Here is a 25,037-nt window from a genome sequence, read left to right on the forward strand (position 1 = left end):
CAGACGCCCGCCCCCTTCGGCAGCATCACGCTACCGAAGGGGGCGGGTCATTTCTGTGCGCCCTGCGCCTTGCGCTCGAGCAGTACGCGCTCCCGATCGTTGCCGGCGAGCGCCGCCGCGGTGGCGAACTCACCGCGGGCCTCGTCCTCGCGACCGAGTCGACGCAGCAGCTCTCCCCGAGTGGCCGGCAGCAGATGGTAGCCGCGCAGCACCCCGGAGCATGCCAGCTCGTCGATGATGCGCAGCGCGGACGCAGGGCCCGTTGCCATCGCGACGGCCGCCGCTCGATTGAGCTCCACCACCGGTGACGGGGAGATGCGGCCCAGCGCCTCGTACAGCAGGACGATCCGATCCCAGTCCGTCTCATCGACCGACGCTGCCACGGCATGGCACTCCGCGATCGCCGCCTGCAGGCAATACGTCCCCCGGCCACGGCCGAGCGCATCGGCAGTGACGAGAGAAGCCCGACCCCGCGCGATACGACCCCGGTCCCAGCGCCCGCGATCCTGATCGGCCAGCAGCACGGGGTTCCCGTCACGATCTACCCGGGCGGCGAACCGGGCCGAGGTGAGCTCCATCAGGGCCAGCAGACCGTGCACCTCGGGCTCCTGCGGCATGAGAGCGGCGAGCACCCGGCCGAGGCGGATGGCCTCATCGCTCAGCTCAGGGCGCATCCATTCCGGCCCACTGCTCGCGGCGTGCGCCTCGTTGAAGATCAGATACAGCACTCCGAGGATCGCACCGATGCGCTGAGCGCGCTCCTCTCGGGGCGGCACTTCGAACGGAGCGTTCGCGGCGGCGAGCGTCTTCTTCGCGCGGACGATGCGCTGCTGCACGGTCGCCGTCGGCACCAGGAACGCACGGGCGATCTCCTCACTCGACAGCCCGCCGACGACACGCAGCGTCAGAGCGACCTGAGCCTCCTTGGCGAGGACCGGGTGGCAGGAGATGAAGATCAGTCGCAGTACGTCGTCATCCACAGCATCCGGGTCCCACAGCAGGTCGCCGCCCTCCGCCTGTTCCCGCTCCAGGTCATGCGCGAGCAGGGCCACCCTGTCGTCGAGTCGTTCCTGGCGACGCCACCGGTCGATGGCCTTGCGCTTCGCGACCGCCGTCAGCCACGCACCGGCATTGCGCGGAACCCCCTCGACCGGCCACTGCTGCAACGCATCGACCAGCGCTTCCTGGGCCAGGTCCTCCGCGAGTCCGAAGTCACCCACCGTCCGGGTGAGCGAGCCGACGATACGCGCCGACTCGATGCGCCACACGGCGGCGACGGCGCGCTCCGCCGACCCGGGATCGGGTGCAGAGCGCGCCGTCTCGCTGTGCGCGGGAGGCGTCATCGCTGCTCGTCCGTCACTGCTGCTCGTCGTCACTGCTGCTCGTCCGTCACTGCTGTGCGCGCTGCTCTGCTTCCTCGCGCCAGCCCGCTTCCTTCTGGATCCACTCGTTGTCTGCGGGGAAGTCCTCGACGCCGGTCACACGACGCACCTCGAGGTACGACCCCCGTCCGAGGGGAGCCCGGCTCGCCCACTCCGCCGCCTCCTCGCGCGTGGGGACCTCGATGATCCAGAAGCCGTTGAAGAGCTCCTTGGTCTCGCCGTAGGGGCCGTCCGTGATGAGCGGCTTCTCGGTGCTGAAGTCGACGACGAAGCCCTCGGCCGCGTCGGTCAGACCCTCACCGGCCACGAGCACGCCGGCCTTGATCATGGATTCGTTGTACGTGCCCATGGCCTCGATGACCTGGTCGAAGGGCATCTCCTTGTACGCCTCCACGGCCTCGTCGGTCGCGCGCATGATGAGCATGAACTTCATGATGTTCTCCTTGTTCGAGGGGCCGTCTCTCGACCCTCTCATCTAGGACGTCGAACGGGAACGCCGCAGATCGACATCGTTCCGGAATTCTTTCCGAGAAGTTCTGTCCGAGCGACGGGAGAGGGTCTGGTGTCGGGGAAGTCAGGCGCGACGGGACGGGCGCGAGGCGGCTTCGGCGATGACTGCCGTGAGGGCGTCGAGCGAGCGCTGCGGGCTCCACGCGGCCGCGACCGACGGAGCTTCGGCACTCAGTGCCGCGAGTCGATCGGGGTCTGTGAGCAGTGCGCGGATCGCCTCTCCCAGCGCCTCGACGTCACCGCTCGGGACCAGGACGCCACCGCCCTGTTCCAGGACATCGCGGATACCGTACCGGGCGTCGTAGGACACCACGGGGGCGCCGTGCAGGAGCGCCTCGACGATCGACAGCGGCTGCCCCTCGAAAGCGGTCGCGGTGACGATCATCGATGCGCGATCGAGCACGGTTCCCGGTGAATCCGTGTAGCCGGCGAGGAGCACGCGATCTCCCGCATCGAGCTCCGCGATCAACGCGCGCAGCCGCTCCTCCTCCGGACCGCCGCCCCAGATCTCCATGCGGGTGCCAGGCACGTCGGCGGCGAGGAAGGCGCGGATCGCCTGATCGACGCGTTTTCCGGGAGCGAGGCGCCCCAGCACGACCACAAGGCCTTCTTCGCGCAGGTCGTCGCGACGGTCGACCGGGGCGATGGGATTCGGCACAAGGACGTGCGTAGCCGACGCACCGAAGCGCGACACGACGTCATCGCGCTGCGTGGCGGTCGGCCAGATCACGGCGTCGAACCGGTCGGCGAGCCGGAACCAACGCGTCCAGAGCGTGTTCATCGGGGCATCAGGCGTGTACGGCGCCTCCACGTGCATGGTGTGGATCGTGTGCAGGATGCGCACGCGCGGGTCGGGCCAGTCCGCGATGAGCTCGCCGAGCTGCCTGGATTCGCAGATCACGATGATCCGACGGTCGCCGAACGCCGCGGTCACGTGGTCGAGCCAGGCACGGTAGAGGCCGCGGAAACCGTGCAGCGCTCCCGTCACCTGGCCCGCGGCGTCGTAGACGAGCACGGGCTCCTCACTCAGGTGCCAGTCCGGGTTGCCCGGGATCACCGGCAGCGCCGCGAACGGACGCCCCTCGGCATCCGTGAGCACGCGGTACTCCACATCGGGATCGGCGCTCACCGCGGGGTCGGCGGCCGCTCGCAGCCAACCGACCGCTCCCCCGCCGGAAGCCGTGGCCTCGTCGAACAGGTTGCGCATCCGCGAGGAGTCGACGAGCGCACCCTGTTCCACGAACGTCTGCCGGTGCGTGGCATGGTCGGCCGCGGTTCCCGGGTCGAACGTGAGCAGCTGCGGGCCCGATCCGTCGGCGACACCGGCGCTCGCGAGCTGGCGGGCACGGGCCAGCGTCGCGATCGTGTACCCGCCGTCCATGCCGGGGATCAGCCGGCTGGACAGCACCAGGTACTCGGCGTCGGGAAGTGCCGGCGCCGCGTCGGGGAGCATCGCGCTCCCTACTCCCACTCGATCGTCCCCGGCGGCTTCGACGTGACGTCGAGCACGACGCGGTTGACGTCGCGGACGCCGTTCGTGATGCGGTTCGAGATCTTCGACAGCACGTCGTACGGCAGGCGCGTCCAGTCGGCGGTCATGGCGTCTTCGCTCGACACCGGACGCAGCACGATCGGGTGGCCGTAGGTGCGGCCGTCACCCTGCACGCCCACGGAGCGCACGTCGGCGAGCAGCACGACCGGGCACTGCCAGATCTCCTGGTCGAGGCCGGCCTTGGTCAGCTCTTCGCGGGCGATGGCGTCGGCCTCACGCAGAATCTCGAGACGGTCAGCGGTGACCTCACCGATGATCCTGATACCGAGGCCGGGCCCCGGAAACGGCTGGCGTCCGACGATCGCCTCGGGGATGCCGAGCTCGCGGCCGATCGCACGGACCTCGTCCTTGAACAGGGCGCGCAGCGGCTCGATGAGCTCGAAGTCGAGGTCGTCCGGGAGACCGCCCACGTTGTGGTGCGACTTGATGTTCGCGGTGCCCGCACCGCCGCCCGACTCGACGACGTCGGGGTAGAGCGTGCCCTGCACGAGGAACTTCACCGGAGCGCCGCCCGAGGCCTTGGCCTCGGCCACGAGGTCGAGCTGCACCTTCTCGAACGCGCGGATGAACTCGCGGCCGATGATCTTGCGCTTCTCCTCGGGGTCGGTCACACCCTGAAGGTGACCGAGGAAGGTGTCGGCTGCGTCGACCGTGATGAGGCGCACGCCGGTGGACTCCACGTAGTCCTTCTCGACCTGCTCGCGCTCGCCCTTGCGGAGGAGCCCGTGGTCGACGAAGACGGCCGTGAGCTGGTCGCCGATGGCCTTGTGCACGAGAGCGGTTGAGACCGCGGAATCGACGCCACCGGAGAGCGCGGAGATGACGCGGGCGTCACCCACCTGCTCGCGGATGCGCTCGATCTGCTCGGCGATCACGTTGCCGCTGTTCCAGTCCGAGGCGAGTCCGGCCCCCTTGTGGAGGAAGTTCTCCAGGACCTGCTGACCGTGGTCGGAGTGCTTGACCTCGGGGTGCCACTGCACCCCGTAGAAGCCGCGCTCGGGGTTCGCGAACGCGGCGACCTTGGTCGCTTCCGTCGTCGCGAGCACCTCGAAGCCGTCGGGGGCCTTGGCCACCTGGTCGCCGTGGCTCATCCAGACGTTCTGCTGCGTGGGCTGGCCACCCAGCAGCGTTCCGCCGTCACCGCTGATGACGGCATCCGTCGCGCCGTACTCGCGCAGCCCGGTGTTCGCGACCTCGCCACCCAGCGTCTGGGCCATGTACTGGAAGCCGTAACAGATGCCGAGAGTCGGGACACCGAGGTCGAAGACCGCGGGGTCGAGCTTGGGGGCACCCTCCTCGTACACCGACGACGGTCCGCCGGAGAGGATGATCGCGACCGGGTTCTTGGCGGCGATCTCCTCTGCCGTGGCGGTGTGCGGCACGATCTCGCTGTACACGCCCGCCTCACGGACGCGACGGGCGATCAGCTGCGCGTACTGCGCGCCGAAGTCGACGACGAGCGCAGGACGCTGCTGGGTCTCGGACTGTTCGGTCAACGGACACCTTCCGGGGCGGGTGCGGAGGCCTCGGCGGCCTCCCTGGTGGCGAGATAGGTCTTGACTTCACGGGCGACGACCGCCTCCATGAAGAACGACAGCAGCGGTACGACGCCGCCGAGGGCGAGCAGGATGAAACGCGGGAAGCGCCAGCGCATCAGGCTCCACATGCGGAAGCACGCGAAGAGGTACACGACATAGAACCAGCCGTGTGCGACGAGGATGAACAGCGACAGGTTGAAGCCGTCACCCAGCGAGGTCATCTCGCAGGAGTTCGTCATGGGGGCGAACAGCGACCACCACTGGCAGTCGGGCCCGGCGAGCACCCCGGCGAACCAGAGCGGACCTCCGGAGCCGCCCATGAAGAGCTCGAGGTGGATCGGCGTGTACTTCAGCACCATCTCGGTCAGCAGCAGGAGCAGCATGACTCCTGTGATGATCGACGCGATCTGGTAGAACTTCAGCGCACCGCGGATCGCCGGAAAGCTGGCGACTTTCGGTTCGGGCATGCGTCCAGTCTAGCCGCCGGGAAATCGTGTCGAATCCGGGCAGCGGCGTCCGGGCGAGGGGGACGATCGGTCAGGAATCGAGAAGCGGCCGGAAGGTCCCGGTCGTAGCGTCGTCGACATGAACACCACCATCGATTCCCTCACCCTCGACGTCCCGGATGTGGACGCCGCCCGCTCCTTCTACACGGAGGCGTTCGACCTTGGCGATCGCCTGCGGTTCCGCACCGCGGATGCCGCCTCCTCCGGCTTCCGCGGCTACACCCTGTCGCTCGTCGTCTCGCAGCCGGCGAACGTGCACGCGCTCGTCGACGCGGCCATCGCCGCGGGGGCCACCGTGATCAAGCCCGTATCGAAGTCGCTCTGGGGCGTCGGCGGCACGATTCAGGCACCCGACGGTGCGATCTGGAAGGTCGCCACCTCGGCGAAGAAGGACACCGCTCCTCCGAGTCGCACGGTCGACGAGATCGTGCTCCTGCTCGGAGCGGCAGACGTCGTCGCATCGAAGACTTTCTACGCTGATCGCGGCATCCCGGTCGGCAAGAGCTTCGGGCGCAGTTACGTGCAGTTCGACACCGGCGCGAGCCCCATCGGTCTCGGCCTGTACCGGCATGCCTCGCTCGCCAAGGATGCGGGGCTTCCGGCGGAAGGCTCAGGCTCGCATCGGATCACGGTCAACGGCGTGCTCGGTGCGGCCGTCGATCCCGACGGGTTCGTCTGGGCTCCGGTCGCGGTGACTGCCTGAGACGTGGCGCTCTGAGCGTCCGATGTGGAGGTGAGACGACGAAGGCCGCCGGGATCTCTCCCGACGGCCTTCGTCTGTGTCATCCGGTCAGAACCACCGGGTCAGCAGCTCCCAGAGCCAGTCGAGGATCGCGCCGATGATCCCGCCGGCCCGATTCACGGTGACCGTGGCGGTCGCCGCGTCCCCGTCCGCCTGCGATGCGGCGACGGTGTACTTGCCGGACGGAGCACTCTTCGGCACAGTGACCGACGTGCTGAAGGTGCCATCTGCGGCGACCTGGACGGTGCCGACCTGGACCGGCTTGCCCTTCTTCGGACGCAGTTCGATGCTCACGGTCTCGCCGGGCACGTAGCCGGCGCCGGTGACCTTGAGATTCTTGCCAGCGGTCACCTTGGACGAACCGAGCACGATCGTCCCGGCGAACTCCTCCTCGCCGGTGATCGTGAACGGCACCTGCACGGTGGTTCCGGTACCGGCGACGTTCACGGTGAGCACCTGCTCGCCGAAGACGCCGGACGGAACCGTGAAGGTCAGGCTGGCGCGCCCGCCCTCGTCCGTGGTGTCGACGACCGCCGGGTCGACGGCACCGGCCGCGAGCTGCGTGTCGCCGAGCGACAGCGTCACCTCGCCCGGAGCCGGCTCACCGGCGCTGAACGCCAGCGAGGAGAGCGACACGGTCACCTGGTCGCCCGCGCTGTAGCCGTCGGCATCCGCCGCGCTGACAGAGACTCCGACGGCGCGCTGGGCGTAGTCGGGGCTCGCGGTCTTGTTCGCGTCGAACCAGTCGACCATGGACTGCAGGTCGATCTTGCCGGTGTCGCGCTTGCCCGTTCCCTCCTTGAAGGTGGAGAAGTTGTCTCCACCCGCCGCGAGGAACGAGTTCGCTGCCACCGTGTAGTTCTTCGCCGGATCGAGCGGGGCACCGTCGAGCGTGATCGACGTGACCCTCGAACCCTGCGCCGCGGCGGGGTCGTAGGTGTAGACCAGACCCTTCGAGACGCCGAGCTTGAGGAACGGACGAGCCGAACCAGTCGGCTGCCACTGCTCCTCGAGCACACCCTTCAGCTGCGCGCCCGTGAGGGTCAGCGTCACCAGGGTGTTGGCGAACGGCTGCACCGTGGCCGCCTCGCGGTAGGTGACGTTGCCGTCGGGGTCGGATGCTCCGGTCGAGGCGTACGACAGGTTCGCACGGATACCACCCGGGTTCATGATCGCCACATCGGCGCCCGTGGACCACTTCTGCACGTCCGCGACGAAGTTGCCGATCGTGGACTCGCCACCGCGGTTCTCCGAACCGTTGGTCTGACGCGCACGGTTGAAATCGGCGGTGATGTCTCCGACCTTCACCGCGCCCAGCACGTCGGCCTCGGCCTTCGCCTGGTCGACGATCGCCTGCACCTCCGGCACGGCCGGGTACAGCGGCTTGCCCGCGGCGGTGAGGGGCTTGATCTCGTTGGTGATCGAGATCAGGTCTTTCGTCTTCGGGTCCACCTTGATGTTCATCAGGCCCAGGTTCTCGCCGTACTGCCCCGCGGAGACCACCGGGCGGCCGTCGATCACGTGGTTGTACGCGAGGTGGGTGTGCGCCGAGACGATCGCGTCCACATCGTCGTCGACCCCGTAGACGATCTCCCCGAGAGGCGAGTCCGGGGTGATGCTGGAGACGGCGGTGCTGGATGCGCCCTCGTGCACGAGCAGGATGACGACATCCGCCTCGCCGTTGGACTCATCGCCGTCGCGCAGGTCGTCGGCCACCGCGTTCACGGAATCGACGATGCTGCGGACCTCGAGATCCTTGATGCCCTCGGGCGAGACCAGCGAGTCGAGGTCTTCGGTGACGGCACCGACGAATCCGACGCGCACGCCGTCGAGCTCCTTCACCCAGGCCGGGGCGAGCGCGGGCTCACCGGTCTCGGTGACGAACACGTTCGAGGAGATGTACTCCCAGTCCGCGCGGTCCTGAACACGGTCGCGGAGGTCCGCCCAGCCCTGATCGAACTCGTGGTTGCCCGCCGCGCTGACGTCGAGACCAGCTGCGTCGAGAGCGTCGATCGTGGGGTTGTCATCGTTGATGAACGAGGTGAACGTGGATGCCCCGATCAGGTCGCCGGCACCGGCGAAGATCGTGTTCGGGTTCGCCTCGCGGAACTGCTTGACCGCACCGGCCAGCACCGCTGCACCCGCAGCAGCGCCGTCGGCCTCGATGCGACCGTGGAAGTCGTTCACCGTGACGACGTCGATGCTCACCGGCGGGATCTCCGAGGAGACGCCGACGATGATCGGGTCGTGGTCGCTGGAACGGTAGGGCGTGCCCTGCTCGGTCGCGCCGAAGGCGTAGCCACGGTCGCTCCACTCGGGCGAGTTGATGCCCCACACACCGGCGCCGGTGATCGACGAGGCGAGCGACGGAGATGCGATCACGTGGTCGAGCGATCCGAGTTCGCCGTCGAACGAGTACGTGTACTGGCCCGATGCCTTGTCGGCGACGAGGTCGCTCCACCCGTTGGACGTGAACACGTCGATCGGGTCTTCCTTGCCGTAGGCGTTGAAGTCGCCGATCAGCAGCATGTCGCCGCTGCCGGTCGTCTCTTCCAGCTGAGCGGTGAAGGCGAGGATCGCGTTCGCCTGCTTCACACGGTCGGCGTTGAAGAAGCCCTGGCCGTCGGCCGGTTCGGCACCTGCCCCCTCGGGCGGCGACTTCGACTTCAGGTGGTTCGCCACCACCGTGACCACGCGTCCGTCGATGTCGAACGCCTGAGCGATCGGCTCGCGGGCGTTGCCCCACACGGACTCGTCGGTGACGGTCACGCTGTCGCCGACCCGCTTGACGGCGTCCTTCTTGTAGATGATCGCGTTGGTGATGAAGTCGGTCGTCGCCGCGTTGTTCAGGACAGCAGGGGTGGGAACATAGCCCCACACGTCACTCCCGGCGTCGGCGTTGAGCCCGGCGACCAGGTCCTTGAGCGCCGTATCGATCGGCTTGCCCAGCTTCACCGAGTTCTCGATCTCCATGAGCGAGACGATGTCGGCGTCGAGCCCGTTGATCGCCGCGACGATCTTGGACTTCTGGATCGCGAACTGCGCCGCGTTCGCCGCACCTCGTGCACTCGAGTTCTCGCTCTTCAGAGTCGTGAAGTAGTTGTAGACGTTGAACGACGCGACCTGGACGTCGCCGCCGACCTCCGGAGCCTGCGCCGGGCGCGGGTTGGTCGCCGTGAATCCGACCTTGAGGTCGGCGGACGAGGAGTCGTCGATGGGGACGACCGGCTGCAGACGCCAGTCGTTGAAGCCCCACTGCAGTACGTAGCCGTTGTCGCCGAAGTCGACGGTGTCGCCGTTGCGGACCACCGTGTCCTTCGTGAAGTAGGGCTGCTCACCCGGGTGGCCGTTGTTGGTGACCTGGATCGACCAGCCGTCATCGAGCAGGATGCGGTTGGCGCGGTTCGCCGCAGCGATCGCGGCGGCCTGGTCACCGGGGCGTGTGGTCTCGGTGCTCTTCACCGCGAGCGCGTCGCCGGCGTTCAGCCAGAGCGTTCCGAAGTTGAACAGCTGGTGGCTCGAGGCGAGACGGTAGGTCCCTTCCGGCGCCACGTACATGTTCTCGTACTGCTCGCGGTCAGCGCCCTGCACCGTGGCGGGCAGCGGTGTGACGGCGGGAACTCCGACGCCGGCGGTGACGACCGAGACGTCAGCGGCAGCCGCCGGGTTGATCTGCGTCTGACCGAAGTACTCGCTCACGGAACCCGTCACCGAGACGAGGTCGCCGATCGCGAGGGTCGGGGTCAGCGCGTTCAGGAAGACGAACACGCCGTCGGATGCGCCGGGAGTCGCATCCGTCGCGCCGCCGGAACCCTGGGTCTGGATGACGATGCCCTTGTAGCCGCCGGTGCGGTAGTCGGCGGTGACGACACCCTCGACCTGCACGGTCTGGCCGTTCAGCGGCGAGATGTCGGTCGTGCCCTGAACCTCGGCGATGGTCGCCTTCTTCGGATCGGTGCCGGGGCCGGGGCCCGGGTCGACGCCGCCCGAGTTCTGCGGGGTGATGGCGGCGGAGAGCGTGAAGTCGGCGCTGTTGACGTCGGTGTCGACACCGCCGGTGCGGTTGAGCGACTTGACGTCGGTGTTGCCGGCGGGGGCGGTGGCCGCCGCGCCCTCGAACGTGTTGGACGTGCCGTAACCGAGCAGGTCGACGACACCGTCGACGCCCACGACCGAACCGGGCGTGAGACTCACCGCCGCCGTGCCCTCGACGAGCGCGAGCGTACCGTTCGTGCCGCTCGGAGTCAGAGCGCTGACGGCATCGGGGGCCGGAAGCTCCGCACCGTTCGCGCCGTTGCTGTTGCCCTGCACCAGGTAGTAGCCGCCGGCGGGGATCACACCGGTGAGCGGAGCGACGCCGTTGAAGGCGGCCGACCCTGTGGCGGACCGGTACTGCAGCGACATCCCGTCGAGCGTGATCGGAGCCGAGGTGGGGTTGTACAGCTCGACGAACTTGTTCTTGAAGGCCGCACCGGCGCTGCCACCGGAGAGGTAGGCCTCGTTGATCACCACCCCCGTTCCCGTCGTGTCGGCTGTGGCGGGAACCGCGGCCAGCGAGCCGAGGCTCAACGCGGCGACGCAGGTCACGGCGAGAGCGCCGATGCGCCCCCGACTTCTACGGTGCGAGACGGGAGCCACGCGGTTCTCGTCATCTGGAGCGGACATCATCGGTGCTGTCTCCTCGGTCGGGTTCGACACTTCTCAGGGCTGTCACGGCACACAGGGGAAACTCCCAGCGTGCTCACATGGTGCGAGCATACGGAGCGGTCCGGACATCCTCAACGGAGTTTTCCGATTCGTCATCGAGCGCTCACCGGATGGCCGGAAGGACCCCTGACGAAGGTCACTACCGACACACGCGAGCACACAATTGCGCATGCCGGGGCGCGCGGATGCGCGGCCGATCAGACGTCGGCGCCTTCTCCGGAACCGTCTTCGAACTCCTCGACCTCGCGCTCCCAGGCATCCTTCGCCAGTCGGTACCAGAGGTAGAACGCGAAACCGGCGAAGATGGCCCACTCGACGGCATAGAACACGTTGAGCCAGTTGACGGGAGACAGCTCATCGGGCGCGGGGGACGAGATGTCGACCAGCCCGGCCGTCGCAGTCGTCGAGGCGAGGTACGGACGGTAGACGTCGAGCTCCTCGATGTCGTGCCAGCGGCTGAGGAGCGCGGCGGGCGACATGCGGTCCAGTCGCTGAGGGTCGGCGTGCGGAGGCACCCTGGGGCCCTCGTCCGAGATGATGCGCCCGGTGATCTCGACCTCGGAGCCGTCCGCCGCGGCCTCGAGCTCTTCGACAGCCGCGTCGGCGGACTCCAGATCCGGCGCCCAGCCGACCGCGACGGCGATGGACGCCCGGTCGGCCACCCGCAGCTGGCCGGTGACCCAGTACCCCTCGACGTCGTCGTTGAAACGGCTCGCCACGACGATGAAGTCCCCGGGAACCCAGGTGCCCGCGGTCTCGACGCGCTGACCCACGAGCGGTTCCGGCAGATACTCCCCCGGCTGGAGCACATCCTCGAGCTGCTGCACCTGCTCGGTGGCGCCCGGCGCCGGCGGATCGGTCTCGATCGCACGTTCCAGCTGCCACTGACCGAGCCAGGCGAAGACCCCGGCCACCAGGAGGCAGAGCAGGAGCATGCCGATCCAGCGTCCCCTGAGCATGACCTCGCGGAGAGTCGGGGGGAAGAGTGCAGGAGTGGTCACGGTGACGCGCAGGACCCTCAGGCCTCGTAGGGCGCGAGCACGACCTCGACCCGCTGGAACTCCTTGAGGTCGGAGTACCCGGTGGTCGCCATCGACTTGCGCAGCGCGCCGATGAGGTTGGCGGTGCCGTCGGCGACGGGCGCCGGTCCGTACAGGATCTCCTCGAGCGTGCCGATGCCACCCACCTCGACGCGGTGCCCGCGCGGGAGCTTCGGGTGATGCGCTTCGGGCCCCCAGTGGAACCCGCGTCCTGGAGCATCGGTCGCACGCGCGAGCGCGACGCCGAGCATGACGGCGTCTGCGCCCATCGCGAGAGCCTTGACGATGTCGCCGGACGTGCCGACGCCGCCGTCGGCGATCACGTGCACGTAGCGCCCACCGGACTCGTCGAGGTAGTCGCGGCGCGCAGCGGCGACGTCGGAGACCGCTGTCGCCATCGGGGCGTGGATGCCGAGGGTGGCACGCGTCGTCGATGCCGCTCCTCCGCCGAAGCCGACGAGCACGCCCGCTGCACCCGTGCGCATCAGGTGGAGGGCAGCGGTGTAGGTCGCAGCTCCTCCCACGATGACCGGCACATCGAGGTCGTAGATGAACTTCTTGAGGTTCAGCGGCTCGGCGACGCTCGACACGTGCTCGGCCGAGACCGTGGTCCCCCGGATCACGAACAGGTCGACACCTGCGGCGGCGACGGTGTCGTAGAACTCCTGTGTGCGCTGCGGCGTGAGGGAGCCGGCCACGGTGACGCCGGCCTCGCGGACCTCGGCAAGGCGACGGGTGATGAGCTCGGGCTTGATCGGCTCCGAGTAGAGCTCCTGCATGCGGACGGTCGCCTTGGTCTCGTCGAGACCCGCGATCTCCGCCAGCAGCGGCTCGGGGTTCTCGTAGCGCGTCCAGAGCCCCTCGAGGTCGAGCACCCCGAGGCCGCCGAGCTGACCGAGCATGATCGCCGTCTGAGGGCTCACGACCGAGTCCATCGGCGCACCCAGCACCGGGATCTCGAACCCGAAGGCGTCGATCGTCCAGGCGGTCGACACGTCCTCCGGGTTGCGCGTGCGCCGCGAGGGCACCACCGCGATGTCATCGAACGTGTACGCGCGACGTGCACGCTTTCCTCGGCCGAGCTCGATCTCCATGGTCACCCCTCCAGCCTACCCGGCAGCCGGAGCCGCCCGTGCTGGGAGACTGGAGCCGAGACCGGGAGGCAGCATGAGGATCGAGCATGTCGACGTGGTCGTGGTGGGCGGCGGGGTCATGGGGTTGGCAACGGCCTGGGCCCTCGTGCGTCGAGGACTCAGACCGGTCGTGCTGGAGAGATTCGCCCGCGGTCACCGCGAGGGCGCATCGCACGGCGCGACCCGCAACTTCAACAACGCCTATGACGAGGAGCACTACCTCGACCTGCTCGTGCGCGCCCGTCAGGGGTGGGACGCCCTGGGGTCGGTCGACGGCGAGTCTCTCCTTCGTCTGCACGGCCTCGTGACCCATGGCGACCTCGACATCGCCGCCGTGCGGTCGGGCCTGGAGACCCGCGGCATCCCGAGTGCCGTTTTCTCGCCCGCCGAGGCGGGTGCCCGGTGGCCGGAGATGCGCTTCGACGGCGACGTGCTCTGGTCGTCCGACGCCGGGGTGGTGCGCGCCGCCGAGACGCTGCGGGAGTTGGAGCGTCGGATCGTCGTCGGCGGTGGAGAGGTGCGCTGGAACACCCCGGTCGAGCGCGTCGAGGAGGACTCGGACGGCGTGACGGTCAGCGTCGCCGATGACGTCCGCCTGCGTGCCGAGACCGTCGTGGTGACGGCGGGAGCCTGGACGCGGACTCTTCTTCCGCACCTCGGCCTGCCGCGCCTCACCGTGACCGAGGAGACACCGGCACACTTCCACCCGCTCACGGACGCATCGTGGCCCTCGTTCAACCACTACGTGCAGCCGGGGACCCACCCCGCGACCGTGTACGGCATGCCGACGCCAGGAGAGGGCGTGAAAGTCGGATTCCACCGTGTCGGCGACGAGGTCGATCCCGATGCCCGCCCGCACCTGCCGACGCATCAGCGCGCGCTCTCGGACTACGTGCGGGAGTGGCTGCCCGGCCTCGACCCGGCGTCGGCGGAACCGATCAGCTGCACGTACACCTCGACCGACGACAGCGCCTTCGTGCTCGATCGCCTCGGCCGGATCGTGGTGGGTGCCGGGTTCTCCGGTCACGGCTTCAAGTTCGCGCCCGGCGTCGGCGGGGTCCTCGCCGACCTCGCGATCGACCCCGCCGCGCGCGCCGCCGCACCCTTCCGGCTGCCCTGAGCGGCACAGGAGCGCAGCCCGCTGCACGGGACCGGACGTCAGCGCGAGCGCGCGACCCGCTTCTCGTCCCACACGGGCTCGTCGGACTCGTAGACCTCGCCGTCCGACCCGAACACCAGGAACCGATCGAACGAGCGCGCGAACCAACGGTCGTGCGTGACCGCGAGCACCGTCCCCTCGAAGCGCGCGAGGGCCTGCTCCAGCGCCTCGGCCGATTCCAGGTCGAGGTTGTCGGTCGGCTCGTCGAGCAGCAGCAGCGTCGCCCCGGAGAGCTCCAGAAGGAGCACCTGGAACCGCGCCTGCTGTCCTCCCGACAGCGAGTCGAAGCTCTGCTGCGCCTGACGCACGAGACCGTAGCGGTCGAGTGCCGAACTCGCGGCGTCGCGTGGCATGCCCGCGCGGCGATCGTCGCCCCGGTGCAGGATCTCGAGCAGCGTGCGGCCGACGAACTCGGGGTGCGCGTGCGTCTGCGCGAACAGTCCTGGCACCACCCTCGCTCCGAGCACGGCCGATCCGGTGTGTTCGACAGCACTGAGCTGCTCACCCGTCGACGTCACGTGACCGAGCGTGGCGTCGGGGTCGGATCCACCGCGAGCGAGCAGACGCAGGAAGTGCGACTTGCCCGACCCGTTCGACCCGAGCACGGCCACCCGGTCGCCGTACCAGACCTCCGCGTCGAAGGGCCGCATGAGGCCGGTCAGCTCCAGGCGCTGCGCGACCACCGCCCGCTTGCCCGTGCGCGCGCCGCGCAGGCGCATGTCGAAGTCCTGGGCCGGCGGACGCTCCTCCGGCGGACCCGCCTCCTCGAACTTGCGCAGGCGTGTCTGCGCCGCCTGGTAGCGCGAGGCGAAGCCGTCGTTCGCCGAGGCCTTGACCTTGAGGGTGGCCACCAGGGTCCGCAGCTTCTCGTGCTGCTCGTCCCACCGTCTGCGCAGCTCGTCGAGCCGGTCCATCCGGTCGGTGCGAGCCTGATGGTAGGTGCCGAAGCCACCGCCGTGCACCCAGGCCGTGGCCCCGGCACCGCCAGGCTCGAGCGTGATGAGCCGGTCAGCCGCTCGAGCGAGCAGCTCGCGGTCGTGCGACACCAGCAGCACGGTCTTGGACGTCTGCCGCAGCTGATCCTCGAGCCAGCGCTTCGTCGGCACGTCGAGGTAGTTGTCCGGCTCGTCGAGCAGCAGCACCTCGTCGGGTCCGCGCAACAGGGCCTCGAGCGCGAGGCGCTTCTGCTCGCCGCCGGAGAGCGTGGTGAGCTCACGGTATCTGGCGCGCTCGAACGGGACGCCGAGCGCGGCGACCGTGCACTGATCCCAGATCGTCTCGTGCTCGTAACCGCCGGCATCCGCGTACTCGGCGATCGCCGATGCGTAGGCCATCTGCGTATCGTGCTCGTCGCGCTCGATCAGCGCGTTCTCCGCGGACTCGAGCGCCTCCGCAGCGACGCGGATACGGCGGGGAGCGACACGGACCAGCAGTTGGTGCACGGTCTCGCCCGCTTCGCCATGGCCGACGAACTGGTCCATGACGCCGAGTCCGCCGTCGATCGTCACGACGCCGTCATCAGCCGTCTGATCGCCGCGGATGATGCGCAGCATCGTCGTCTTGCCGGCGCCGTTCGGGCCGATCAGAGCGCTCGTCGAGCCGGCGCCGACCCGGAAGCTCGCCTCGTCGAGAAGCGGTCTGCCGTCTGGAAGCGTCAGGGAGACGCTGGATACATCGATGAAGCCCACGGTGCGTGGCCGTCCTTCCGCCCCGCACATGCCGAGCCGACCAGGATATCAGCAGGAGCGGCCCCCGTCGGCACCGGCCCAGCTCACAGAGGACACCGGGCCAGGAACGCCGGGAAACGCTCAGACGAGAGCGCTCGACGTCGGCACGGGAGCGGCGAAGAGGTCGAGCACGGGGCAGTGCGCGTCGACGACGGCGCGCAGGTTCTCATACTCCTCCACGCTGTTCGGACCGGCGATGTCGACAGCCACGCGCACATCGTGGAATCCGGCGCGCCCCGACTCGTCGATGCCGAAGAGCTTGCGCACGTCGAGGTCACCCTCCGCCGTGATCTCGATCGCGTCGATCGTGAGGCCGAGGGCCTGGGCGTAGAGCCGGTACACGACCACCTGGCACGAGACGAGCGCACCCAGTGCGTACTCGACCGGACTGGCCGCCACGTCGTCCCCGGCGAGCGCACCCGGCTCGTCGACGAGGAAGCGGTGCGCGCCCGCACGGATCTCGGTCGCTACCGAGCCGATTCCGCGCCCGCTGACGCGGTACGTCAATCGCGCGTTCGCTTCATCCGCGGCGATCCGCTCGTTCCACGCGGATCCTGCGTCGGTGAGTCGCTGCGCGCGCTCAGCCGGAGTGACGTCCGCGACACCGGCGAGCTGGTCCTGGAGAAGAGTCATGGCCCGACGGTAGCGATCATGCGGTTCCCACCGCCCTCCGTCCGTCATCGGGCTTCACACCGCGAAACGCGGCGTCACGGCGCCGGGATCTCGCCGGCATGTCGAGTCAGCGCCGCAGCTGCTCGATGCGCTCGGACTCTCCCCACGCCCGGTCCGCCGTGAGAACAGGAAGATCGAGCCGTCGCGCAAGTGCGAGACACAGGCGGTCGCCGAGCGACAGCCCGCTTCCGCGCTTCCACGATCCCGCGGCGGCTTCAGCGTCCCGCAGGGACACCGGTTCCACCTTCAACCGGTAACTGAGCAACAGGCCGGAGGCGATACCCCAGTCCGCGCCGGACGCGCGCACCTTCTGCGCGACCTCCGACCAGTTCGCGGCTCCGATCACGGAGTCATCGAGGATCTCCTCGACCCGATCCGCGCCAGGCTCGCCCTGCAGGAAAGCGAGGAGAGCTGACGCGTCGACCACCATCACGCCGCTGCGTCCTCGGAGTCCGCGGACCTCCGCCGCTCTGCGAGCAGCGACTCGAGAGCGCGCTTTCCCTCCAGTTGCGACCTGACGAGCGCCTTGGCCTGCTCCCTGGTGACGAGGATCACGCCTCCTGATGTCTCGATCATGAGCAGCGGCACGCCCTGGGCCCAATGCTGACGGGCGCGGAGTTCGGCAGGGACCACGAGACGACCGCGATCGCCCATCGGTGCAACGAATGTGGTATCCATCTTTCGACGATACCACCGCCCGTCGCGGCGAGGGCTTCATTCCGCGCGGCTCAGGCTCGTCAGCACCTCGGTACGCGGAGCGGCAGGCAGGAAGAAGCGGAACTCCGTGCCGACACCCTCCTTGCTCGTCACGTCCATCGTCCCCCCGTGCGCGAGGACGATGGCACGGGTGATCGTGAGACCGAGGCCCACGCCGGGCACCGCGTTGCGCGTCGCGGTCGACGCGCGGAAGAAGCGGGTGAAGAGCATTCCCTGTTCGTCCTCCGGGATCCCGACCCCGGTGTCGGCGATCGAGAACTCCACGCCGCCGTCTACCGCGCGCACCCGCGCGGTGACCTTCCCGCCGCGAGAGGTGAACTTGATGGCGTTGGAGAGCAGGTTGTCGATGGCCTGCCCCACTCTTCCGGCATCGACGACGACGGGCAGCGCGGCAGGACCGACCTCCGCGACGAGTTCGATCCCTTCGCGCTGCGCGTGCGGACCGGCCGAGGCCACCGCGGATCGCACCAGCGCGGCCGCATCGGCCTCATCGCGCTCGAGGGGGAATCGCCCGGACTCGACCTGGGCGGTGAACAGCAGGTCGCCGACGAGATTGAGCAGACGCTGCGCGTTGCGCTCGATGATGCCGACGAACTCCTGCTGATCCTCCGTGAGCGGCTGCCCTGGATCGTTCTGCAGCAGGTCCAGGAAGCCGATGATGGCGCTGAGGGGTGTCCGCAGCTCATGGGAGATCATCCCGACGAACTCGTCCTTCATCCTCGCGACCTCGACGGCCCTGGTCTCGTCTGTGAGCACGAAGAGATATCCCTGCTGCGCGCCGGCACCGTCCTTGTGGGGACTGACCGTCACACGTGCGGGAACCGTCGTCCCGCCTGCGGTCACGACCTCGATGTCCCCATCGACGGGGATGCCCGCGTCCGCCTGTCCGAACAGAGCCTTGATCCCCGGGTCCAGTTCGGCGTACCCGTCGGGCATGTCGCCGGACGGCGCAGGGTGCTCCGTCGTGTCGGCCGCCAGCATCGAGAGCACGGCGGTCGAAAAGAACCGATCGATGCGCACGTCGTCGAGAGCCTCGTCGACGGGAAGTCCGAGGAGGCGCACCGCTCCCGGGTTCCAGGCCGTCACGGTACCGCTGCAGTCCGTGGCCACCACGGCCTGCGCCGTTATCGACGACCACAGGCTCTCGAACGAGTCCAGCAGCTCGCGGTACTGGTGCTCCTTCTCGCGCAGCTGCACGATCATGGCCACGTTCTCGGACAGTGCTCTCGTGCGTTCGGCGACGAGCTCCTCCGCCTGTTCCACGCGCATCCGCTGCTGCCGTGCGAGCTGGTTGATCACGGCTGCGACCGCCGAGAACACGAGCGGGCCCACCACACCGCGCAGCCACTCGACCGAGGTCGCGGGCGGCGCGGTGACGTACGGCATCAGCAACGCGATCGACGTGAGTCCGCCGACCACGAACACCCAGCGGATGCCCGGGGCTGCGGCCAGCCAGACCACCGGGAGGAGCACGAGGGACGAGAACAGCGATGTCGCTCCCCCTGTGCCCGTGCGGAAGAGTCCGAGGCCGATGATGTCGACGATGGGGATGAGCAGGAGCGCCCACCCCTCGTGCACTCCGCGGGCCGTCAGCACGGCGGCGAAGGCGGTGGCCAGGAGCACCAGGACGATCCCCGCCATGGCCGGCGCGACGTGCGTCATGGGAAGGTCGGGAACCCACCAGGTCAGGATCGCCGCGATCACCGTCGCGATGACCGTCGGCGCCTGCTTGAGCAGCGGGCTCGGGTTGTCGAAGACCTGATACCAGCGGTTCTCCGCGCGGTCGAGCGGTGTGGCCCTCATCGTCGCATGCTCTCGACGATCGCGTGCAGATCGGAACCCGTGATCGGCTTGGGGAGCGCGGCGTCTGCCGGTGGATAGTCGGTGGCATCGAGCACCGAGCTGATCACCAGGAAGCAGTCGGGGAAACGATCCTGGACCAGCCGCGCGCATTCCTGTCCCGAGATACCCGGCAGCAGCAGGTCGAGCACGGCCAACACGGGATCGATCGCGGAGAAGGCAGCGATCGCCGACTCGGCGTCACGGGCCACGAACACGTCGAAGCCCTCGCGGTCGAGATAGCGGCGCAGCAGCGCAGCCTGATCGGGCGCATCCTCGACGACGAGGGCCAACGGCCTCCCGCTCATCGGAGCAGCAGCTCTCGCACCACGACGATGACGACCACCACGGCGAGGGCGAGCAGAGCCTGAGGGACCAGACGTCGCTCACGTCGGGCGTCCGCGGCGATCTCCTCCACCTCGGCATCGTGCGACGGGGTTGCGGTCATGAGTCGACACGTCCGATCTTCTCGGTCTTGATCCAGGAGGCATCGGCGCGACGCCACTCCTTGATGTAGGAATCCACGGTGATGGCGCACAGCAGTGAGCCGTAGCCGCAGATGTAGAGCAGCAGCCCCGCGAAGAAGCGTCCGCCAGGGAGCGGCTCCACCACCCGGGCGAGCCAGATCCCCAGCATCGAGATCGGTCCCCACAGGTAGAAGATCACCGCCCACATGATGCGGGCCTCGTGCGTCACGGGCAGTCCGAGCGCGAGCAACGCGGACTCGAACAGCTGAGGGAAGATCGCGATGGCCATCAGGATCAGGGCACCGAGCCCGGGGAACATGATCGCCTCGCGCCAGGACTGTCTGCCGATGCGGGGATCCAACTGCACCGCGTAGAGCATCGAGTAGATGTAGATGCAGGCCGCCGCGATCCACATGAGGCGGAACACGAACTCCGCGATGTCGCTGTGCAGCAGGAGGAGTGCGAGCAGGCCGGCCGCCGCGAGCAGCATGAATGCCGGGAGCAGCAGGATCGTGAACCAGGCGAGGCCGAAGCCGAAGCTGCCCAGGTTGTGGTCCCGGCTCGGGCGGAACCACAGCTTGCGGTAGATCGAGGTGAGCTGCACGTTGCCGCGCGCCCAGCGCAGACGCTGCTTCCACAGGCTGTCGATCGTCCGCGGTTCCTCGGCCAGTACCACGGCATGCGGCTCGAACACCATCCGGCGTCCCTTGAGCTGGCCCTCGAACGTCGTCATGGTGTCCTCGGCAAGGGTCCCCGTGGGGATGCGTCCGCCGATGGCTTCGAGGTTCGCGCGCGAGTGCAGCTGGGCGCCGCCCGCGAGACAGGCGATGGCTCCGCCGACGTTCTGCACCCGACGTGCGGAGAGCTGACCGATCACATACTCGATCGCGATGAACCGGGTGAGGTAGTTGCGGTCGCGGCTGCCCTCGGCGATGTAGGCCGTCACGGCGCCGACCTTCTCGTCGGCCAAGTGGCGGGTGAGCTTGCGCAGCGAATCACGGGCGAAGATCACATCCGCATCCATGATGAGCACGGCCTCGGCCCACGTGTCGGCGAGGATCACGTCGAGACCGTGATTGAGCGTGTGCGCCTTGCCCTCTCCCCCCTTCTCGCGCCGCAGGTGCACGACGCGGCCGGGGTGGGCCGCTGACGTGGCGGCGACGACCTCGGGGGTGTCGTCGGTCGATGCGTCGTCGACGACGAAGACCCGCAGGCGCTCAGCCGGATACTCCAGCTGCAGCAGCCGTTCGATCGCGGGGCCGATCACCGCACCCTCGTTCCAGGCGGGGATGACGACGGCGACGTTCGGGTGGTACGGGGCCGCCTTGCCGTAGTGGTTGCGGAACGCATGCAGCGGAAGGATGAGGAACTGCAGGCCGGTGTTGACCACCGGCAGCGTGCCGACCAGGATGCAGAGCAGCAGGAGGATGACCAGCACCGTCTCCAGCCAGGTGAGATCAGCCATCAGGAGACCACCGCCGCGTCGAGCAGCGGGAGGATCCGCGAGTACCGGCCCACCTCGGCGGCGTCGTGGCTGTCGGTCGAGGCGACCACCGTGCCGCCGGCGCGGCGCAGCGCGACCAGGGCATCGGTCCCAGGGCAGCCCCACTTCTCGTTCACTTCGACGAGAGTGTCGGTATCGGCGGCGGCGCGCGCCCAGGCATCCGTGCGCTGCGCACCCAGGTCGGCCTCGGACAGACCGATCTTCGGCAGGATCGAGAAGCAGTGCGCGAGCTGATTCCCCGGGTACCGCCGCATCGTGGCGATAAGCGCCTCGACGAACTGATCGAGTACGTCGTCAGCAGCCCAGCCCGCCCCCATCCGTTCCCGCACCGCGGTGGGTCCGAGCGGACCATTCGCGCCGGGGAACTGGTGGTCGGCGATGAGGATCCGATCGATGCCGTCGGGGAGGGCAGGGATGTCGAGCATTCCGCCGACGTCGAGGATCTTCGCTTCGACACCGGTGAGCACCGTGAGCCCGTCCGGCACCCGGAGCGCCCGGACCGCGGCGAGGTACTCCGGCACCCAGGTCGTGCTCTGACGCACATGGTCGACGAGGCGCAGCGTGGTCAGCCCCGCCGCGACCGCAGCCTCGACGTTCTGTGCGAGCGTCGAGACCGCATCATCCGAGAACGTGGAGTGGACGTGGTGGTCGCCGCGGAGCAGCACGTGGCTCACAGTTCCTCCTGATGCCCCGCATGGTCGGAGACCAGCACATCGTCGATCTCCACGATCACATCCTCGAGGAAGCGCACGGAGGCGACTTCGCGGAACGGGATCCGCACGGGAAGCTCACGACCGAGGAAGAGGTCTGCCACGAGCGACGGGATGTCGACGCCGGCCGCGATCGTCAGCGGCAGCGCTCCGGGGAAGCGCGGGTTGACCTCGAGCAGCACCGCACGACCCGCGCGATCGCGCCGCAGCTGCACGTTCGCGACGCCGACCAGTCCGATCGCGCGGGCGATCGACGCTGCCGTCTCCTCGAGCTCCGCATCGCGGACCGTGCGTCCGGCGATGGCGACGCCGGAGTCGACCCTGGCTCGCGTGCGGGGTACCGCGGCAACGACAGCGCCGGTGGCATCCGCGATGACGTCGACGGAGTACTCCTCCCCCGGAAGGAAGTCCTGGACGATGAGTCCCTCGTCCGTCGGCAGGGCCTCGAGAGCGGCGCGGTCGGGCACGAGCCGCACGCCGCGGCTGCCCGCGCCCTGACGCGGCTTGGCGAAGACCGGGAACTCCCAATCGACGGCCTCGGCATCACGCCCGGCGAGGACGGTGCGCGGGATGCGACCGGTCGGCGCGCAGCGTTCCGCGAGCGCGAGCTTGTCGAGCGCGGTGTTCAGCGTGTCCTCGGACGGCGCAGCCAGCACGGCGGGTGCCAGCTCCTCGCGCCGTCCCGCGAGGGCGATGAGCTCGACGTCGACGGTCGAGATCACCAGATCGAGCCCGTCGTCCGCCACCATGCGCGCGATCGCCGGCACGAAGTCGTCGTCCCGTCCCGGTGGCACGAGGCGCCGCTGCTCCGGGGGCACCAGGTAGATGCCGCTCGCCCAGCCGTCCATGTCCGCGGCGAACACGGTCAGGTCCGAGCGGCGGAGCAGCGACCGGATCACGGCCACTCCCGCCGGACCGCCGGCACCGGTCACCAGCACGCGCTTCGTCATCAGCTCTCCCGTCGTGTGAGCTCGTGAGCGCCGATGAACTCGGCGGTCTCCCGCACGACCTCGAGCGGTTCGACGGCAGTTCCACCACCGAATCTCGACCAGTACCGTGCCGTCGCCGTGACGAACTCGGGCGCGAGGTAGTCGCGGCTCGCCGTCTGCGAGCCGAAGCGCTCGAGGAGCCGCAGCTTCTCGTCGAGGTACTGGTCGATGCGCACGAACCTCGTGGGCCGGAAGTCGATCGTCGCCGACGGGCTCTGATAGCACGCGACGGTACCGACCCGACGCGTGGCCACGACGGTCGCCTCGCTCACGGCACGGTGATCCTGGTGCCGGTCGTGCGGCGAGTGCGTGTAGACGATGGTCGGCTGGATCTCCTGCACGACCTCCTCGATGATCCGGACCGTGGAGCCGCCTCCGGAGATCTCGGTGTCGATGAGGTCCTTCAGGAAGAGACGGGCACCCAGCATCTCCGCCGCTGCGAGGGATTCGTCCTGCCTGCTGTCGGCGTCCCCGCCCCTGGCACCACGGGAGAGCGTGAGGATCGTGATCTCGTCCTGAGCCCTGGCGTGCGCGGCGAGCAGTCCGCCGACGCCGATCTCGACGTCGTCCGGATGCGCGCCGATCGCGAGCACCCGCTCCGGTGTGCGCGCTTCCGCTCGGCGGCGGCGCCCCTCCTCGACCAGACGGGTGACGGCCTCCACGAGCTTGCCGTTGTCGAGCGGTTTGGTCAGGAACTCGTCCGCCTGTGCCCGCAGGGCCGAGACCGCGTACTCCACGGAGACGTGGGCGGTCATCACGACGACAGGCACCGACGGAACGATGCGTCGCAGCTCGGCGAGCAGCTCGAGCCCGCTCAGTCCCGGCATCTCGATGTCGGTCACCACGACGTCCGGCCGCACGTCCGCGACCCGCGCGATCGCGATCTGTCCGTCCTCCGCGACATCGACGATGCACCCGGCACGGCGCTCGAGCACGGTCTTGACGAGCAGGGCGACGTCCGGATCGTCATCGACGACGAGAACGCGAGGAGAGTCCTCAGGCATGTGTACGGCTCTCCTTGGGGAGGTTCCCTGACCGATGGGGATCGGCGGCGCGATCTCGGCGCCTTCAACACCGGGACCGCAGGGAAAGTCGAGCGGGGTATGACGATTCTGGCATACGCCGTCGCCATCGCGACGGTACGCGCCTACGCTCCTGCGCGGGCGGCGCGCTTCTCCTCCTGGAAGACCCTGATCGCCTCGTACCGCTCGGCCGAGCGCGCCCGTCGCTTCGCCGCCTCGTCCTCACGATTCTTCGGAGGTGCGGTGGTGACGAGCTCACCCAGGAGACGGTCGACGACAGCCGCGATCTCGTCGACCGCGCTCTCGAAGACGGCCTGGTTCGCCCGCGACGGCGCCGTGGTCCCGGCGATCTTGCGAACGAACTGCAACGCCGCATCGTGGCATTCCTGCGCGGTCGCAGCGGGCTCGAGGTTGTTCAGCGGGACGATGTTGCGGCACATACCCGCACGCTACGCCGCACGGCGGGTCGAAGGAAGAGTTGCGGCGTCTCCCGCCCACCGGGGCCGGACCGACGACAGGGGATGGTGCCGCCGAGGGGCGCTCGCTACGCTCGGGGCTATCCGGGCCGCCAGCGCGATCCACACCCCCGTCGACAGGACAGACCATGACGAACCCGCCGTTCCCCGAACCGCCCGCTCCCGACTCCTCGAACCCGACGACACCGCCCGCTGCCCCACCCGCTCCGCCGACCGCAGCCCCGGCCTGGGAATCCGCGCCGACAGCAGCCCCGTCCTATCCGGCGCCCACGGCACCGGCGTACCCGCAGCCGGAGCCCACGCCTCCCGGTCGCGTCCTGTCGATCGTCGGTCTGGTCCTCGCTTTCCTGGCCGCGCCGATCGGACTCATCCTGAGCATCGTCGCCGCGGTGAAGCTCGGCAAGACCGGGCAGCCGAAGGGGCTGGCCATCGCGGGCATCATCGTCGGCGCGATCCTGACGATCATCGGCATCATCGGGATCATCCTGTTCGTCACCGTTTTCGCGGCGATCTTCGGCACGTGCGCCGAGCTGGGCACCGGCGTCTGGGAAGTCAACGGCGTCACCTACACCTGCGGGTGACCGCAGCGGGCGCTGAGACGAAGAGGGGCCGGATGCGATGCGCATCCGGCCCCTCTTCGTCTCA

23 protein-coding genes are annotated in these 25,037 nt (G+C 68.9%); 3 read left to right on the forward strand and 20 right to left on the reverse strand.

What is annotated here, in order from left to right; genetic code table 11:
• Window positions 1-47 precede the first annotated feature (47 nt).
• From AB4070_RS14985 to AB4070_RS15005, 5 genes are all read right to left on the reverse strand, one after another.
• A complete protein-coding gene (locus AB4070_RS14985) occupies window positions 48-1,343 on the reverse strand; it encodes an RNA polymerase sigma factor (RefSeq protein WP_441980800.1) in 1,296 nt (431 codons plus the stop codon).
• A 46-nt stretch (window positions 1,344-1,389) separates the two neighbouring features.
• Window positions 1,390-1,815 (reverse strand): YciI family protein, encoded by a 426-nt coding sequence (locus tag AB4070_RS14990; RefSeq protein ID WP_441980801.1) that lies wholly within the window; start codon window positions 1,813-1,815, stop codon window positions 1,390-1,392.
• Between the two features lie 141 nt (window positions 1,816-1,956).
• A complete protein-coding gene (locus tag AB4070_RS14995; RefSeq protein ID WP_441980802.1) occupies window positions 1,957-3,345 on the reverse strand; it encodes a glycosyltransferase in 1,389 nt (462 codons plus the stop codon).
• A gap of 8 nt (window positions 3,346-3,353) precedes the next feature.
• On the reverse strand, window positions 3,354-4,940 hold the full coding sequence (gene guaA / locus AB4070_RS15000) for a glutamine-hydrolyzing GMP synthase (protein WP_441980803.1): 1,587 nt from the start codon (window positions 4,938-4,940) through the stop codon (window positions 3,354-3,356).
• Window positions 4,937-5,449, reverse strand: a complete 513-nt coding sequence (locus AB4070_RS15005; protein WP_021198891.1) for a DUF3817 domain-containing protein — start codon at window positions 5,447-5,449, stop codon at window positions 4,937-4,939. The genes guaA and AB4070_RS15005 overlap by 4 nt, the downstream gene beginning before the upstream one ends.
• A 118-nt stretch (window positions 5,450-5,567) precedes the next feature.
• Here AB4070_RS15005 and AB4070_RS15010 point away from each other — a divergent pair, with 118 nt between their 5' ends.
• A complete protein-coding gene (locus AB4070_RS15010; RefSeq protein ID WP_441980804.1) occupies window positions 5,568-6,191 on the forward strand; it encodes a glyoxalase in 624 nt (207 codons plus the stop codon).
• 87 nt (window positions 6,192-6,278) lie between these two features.
• On the opposite strand, the gene AB4070_RS15015 is transcribed toward AB4070_RS15010, so the two are convergent.
• The 3 genes from AB4070_RS15015 to AB4070_RS15025 form a co-directional block, all read right to left on the reverse strand.
• Complete coding sequence (locus tag AB4070_RS15015) at window positions 6,279-10,898, reverse strand: ExeM/NucH family extracellular endonuclease (RefSeq protein ID WP_441980805.1); 4,620 nt, start codon at window positions 10,896-10,898, stop codon at window positions 6,279-6,281.
• 236 nt (window positions 10,899-11,134) lie between these two features.
• Window positions 11,135-11,896, reverse strand: a complete 762-nt coding sequence (locus AB4070_RS15020; RefSeq protein WP_441980893.1) for an SURF1 family protein — start codon at window positions 11,894-11,896, stop codon at window positions 11,135-11,137.
• Between the two features lie 59 nt (window positions 11,897-11,955).
• Window positions 11,956-13,071, reverse strand: coding sequence for a GuaB3 family IMP dehydrogenase-related protein (locus AB4070_RS15025; protein ID WP_282846282.1), 1,116 nt, complete (start codon window positions 13,069-13,071; stop codon window positions 11,956-11,958).
• Between the two features lie 73 nt (window positions 13,072-13,144).
• Between AB4070_RS15025 and AB4070_RS15030 the strand changes: the two genes are divergently transcribed.
• Window positions 13,145-14,230 carry an FAD-dependent oxidoreductase gene (locus tag AB4070_RS15030; protein ID WP_441980806.1) on the forward strand — a complete coding sequence of 362 codons (1,086 nt, stop codon included), beginning with the start codon at window positions 13,145-13,147 and terminating at the stop codon, window positions 14,228-14,230.
• Window positions 14,231-14,268: 38 nt separating this feature from the next.
• Here the strand turns inward: AB4070_RS15030 and AB4070_RS15035 are convergent, their stop codons facing one another.
• From AB4070_RS15035 to AB4070_RS15090, 12 genes are all read right to left on the reverse strand, one after another.
• On the reverse strand, window positions 14,269-15,957 hold the full coding sequence (locus tag AB4070_RS15035; RefSeq protein WP_441980807.1) for an ABC-F family ATP-binding cassette domain-containing protein: 1,689 nt from the start codon (window positions 15,955-15,957) through the stop codon (window positions 14,269-14,271).
• A 120-nt stretch (window positions 15,958-16,077) separates the two neighbouring features.
• Window positions 16,078-16,629 carry an OsmC family protein gene (locus AB4070_RS15040; protein WP_441980808.1) on the reverse strand — a complete coding sequence of 184 codons (552 nt, stop codon included), beginning with the start codon at window positions 16,627-16,629 and terminating at the stop codon, window positions 16,078-16,080.
• 106 nt (window positions 16,630-16,735) lie between these two features.
• A complete protein-coding gene (locus AB4070_RS15045) occupies window positions 16,736-17,098 on the reverse strand; it encodes a type II toxin-antitoxin system VapC family toxin (RefSeq protein ID WP_441980894.1) in 363 nt (120 codons plus the stop codon).
• Window positions 17,098-17,346 carry an AbrB/MazE/SpoVT family DNA-binding domain-containing protein gene (locus tag AB4070_RS15050; protein WP_441980809.1) on the reverse strand — a complete coding sequence of 83 codons (249 nt, stop codon included), beginning with the start codon at window positions 17,344-17,346 and terminating at the stop codon, window positions 17,098-17,100. Before AB4070_RS15050 ends, AB4070_RS15045 begins: the two co-directional genes overlap by 1 nt.
• A gap of 36 nt (window positions 17,347-17,382) precedes the next feature.
• Window positions 17,383-19,188, reverse strand: a complete 1,806-nt coding sequence (locus AB4070_RS15055) for an ATP-binding protein (protein ID WP_441980810.1) — start codon at window positions 19,186-19,188, stop codon at window positions 17,383-17,385.
• On the reverse strand, window positions 19,185-19,532 hold the full coding sequence (locus AB4070_RS15060) for a response regulator transcription factor (protein WP_441980811.1): 348 nt from the start codon (window positions 19,530-19,532) through the stop codon (window positions 19,185-19,187). Before AB4070_RS15060 ends, AB4070_RS15055 begins: the two co-directional genes overlap by 4 nt.
• The gene (locus tag AB4070_RS15065) at window positions 19,529-19,672 is read right to left on the reverse strand and encodes a hypothetical protein (RefSeq protein WP_378875823.1); all 144 of its coding nucleotides are present in this window, start codon (window positions 19,670-19,672) and stop codon (window positions 19,529-19,531) included. The genes AB4070_RS15060 and AB4070_RS15065 overlap by 4 nt, the downstream gene beginning before the upstream one ends.
• Complete coding sequence (locus AB4070_RS15070; protein ID WP_441980812.1) at window positions 19,669-21,156, reverse strand: glycosyltransferase family 2 protein; 1,488 nt, start codon at window positions 21,154-21,156, stop codon at window positions 19,669-19,671. Before AB4070_RS15070 ends, AB4070_RS15065 begins: the two co-directional genes overlap by 4 nt.
• Window positions 21,156-21,869 carry a PHP domain-containing protein gene (locus tag AB4070_RS15075; protein WP_441980813.1) on the reverse strand — a complete coding sequence of 238 codons (714 nt, stop codon included), beginning with the start codon at window positions 21,867-21,869 and terminating at the stop codon, window positions 21,156-21,158. Before AB4070_RS15075 ends, AB4070_RS15070 begins: the two co-directional genes overlap by 1 nt.
• The gene (locus AB4070_RS15080) at window positions 21,866-22,855 is read right to left on the reverse strand and encodes an ATP-grasp domain-containing protein (RefSeq protein WP_441980814.1); all 990 of its coding nucleotides are present in this window, start codon (window positions 22,853-22,855) and stop codon (window positions 21,866-21,868) included. Before AB4070_RS15080 ends, AB4070_RS15075 begins: the two co-directional genes overlap by 4 nt.
• The gene (locus tag AB4070_RS15085; RefSeq protein WP_441980815.1) at window positions 22,855-23,898 is read right to left on the reverse strand and encodes a response regulator; all 1,044 of its coding nucleotides are present in this window, start codon (window positions 23,896-23,898) and stop codon (window positions 22,855-22,857) included. Before AB4070_RS15085 ends, AB4070_RS15080 begins: the two co-directional genes overlap by 1 nt.
• Before the next feature lie 143 nt (window positions 23,899-24,041).
• Window positions 24,042-24,356, reverse strand: coding sequence for a DUF2277 domain-containing protein (locus tag AB4070_RS15090; protein ID WP_441980816.1), 315 nt, complete (start codon window positions 24,354-24,356; stop codon window positions 24,042-24,044).
• A gap of 164 nt (window positions 24,357-24,520) precedes the next feature.
• Between AB4070_RS15090 and AB4070_RS15095 the strand changes: the two genes are divergently transcribed.
• Entirely contained in the window at window positions 24,521-24,973 is a 453-nt protein-coding gene (locus tag AB4070_RS15095; protein ID WP_441980817.1) for a DUF4190 domain-containing protein, read from the forward strand.
• Window positions 24,974-25,037: the final 64 nt, after the last annotated feature.

The organism is Microbacterium sp. 2RAF4 (assembly GCF_052115285.1).
GTDB classification, from domain to species: domain Bacteria; phylum Actinomycetota; class Actinomycetes; order Actinomycetales; family Microbacteriaceae; genus Microbacterium; species Microbacterium oxydans.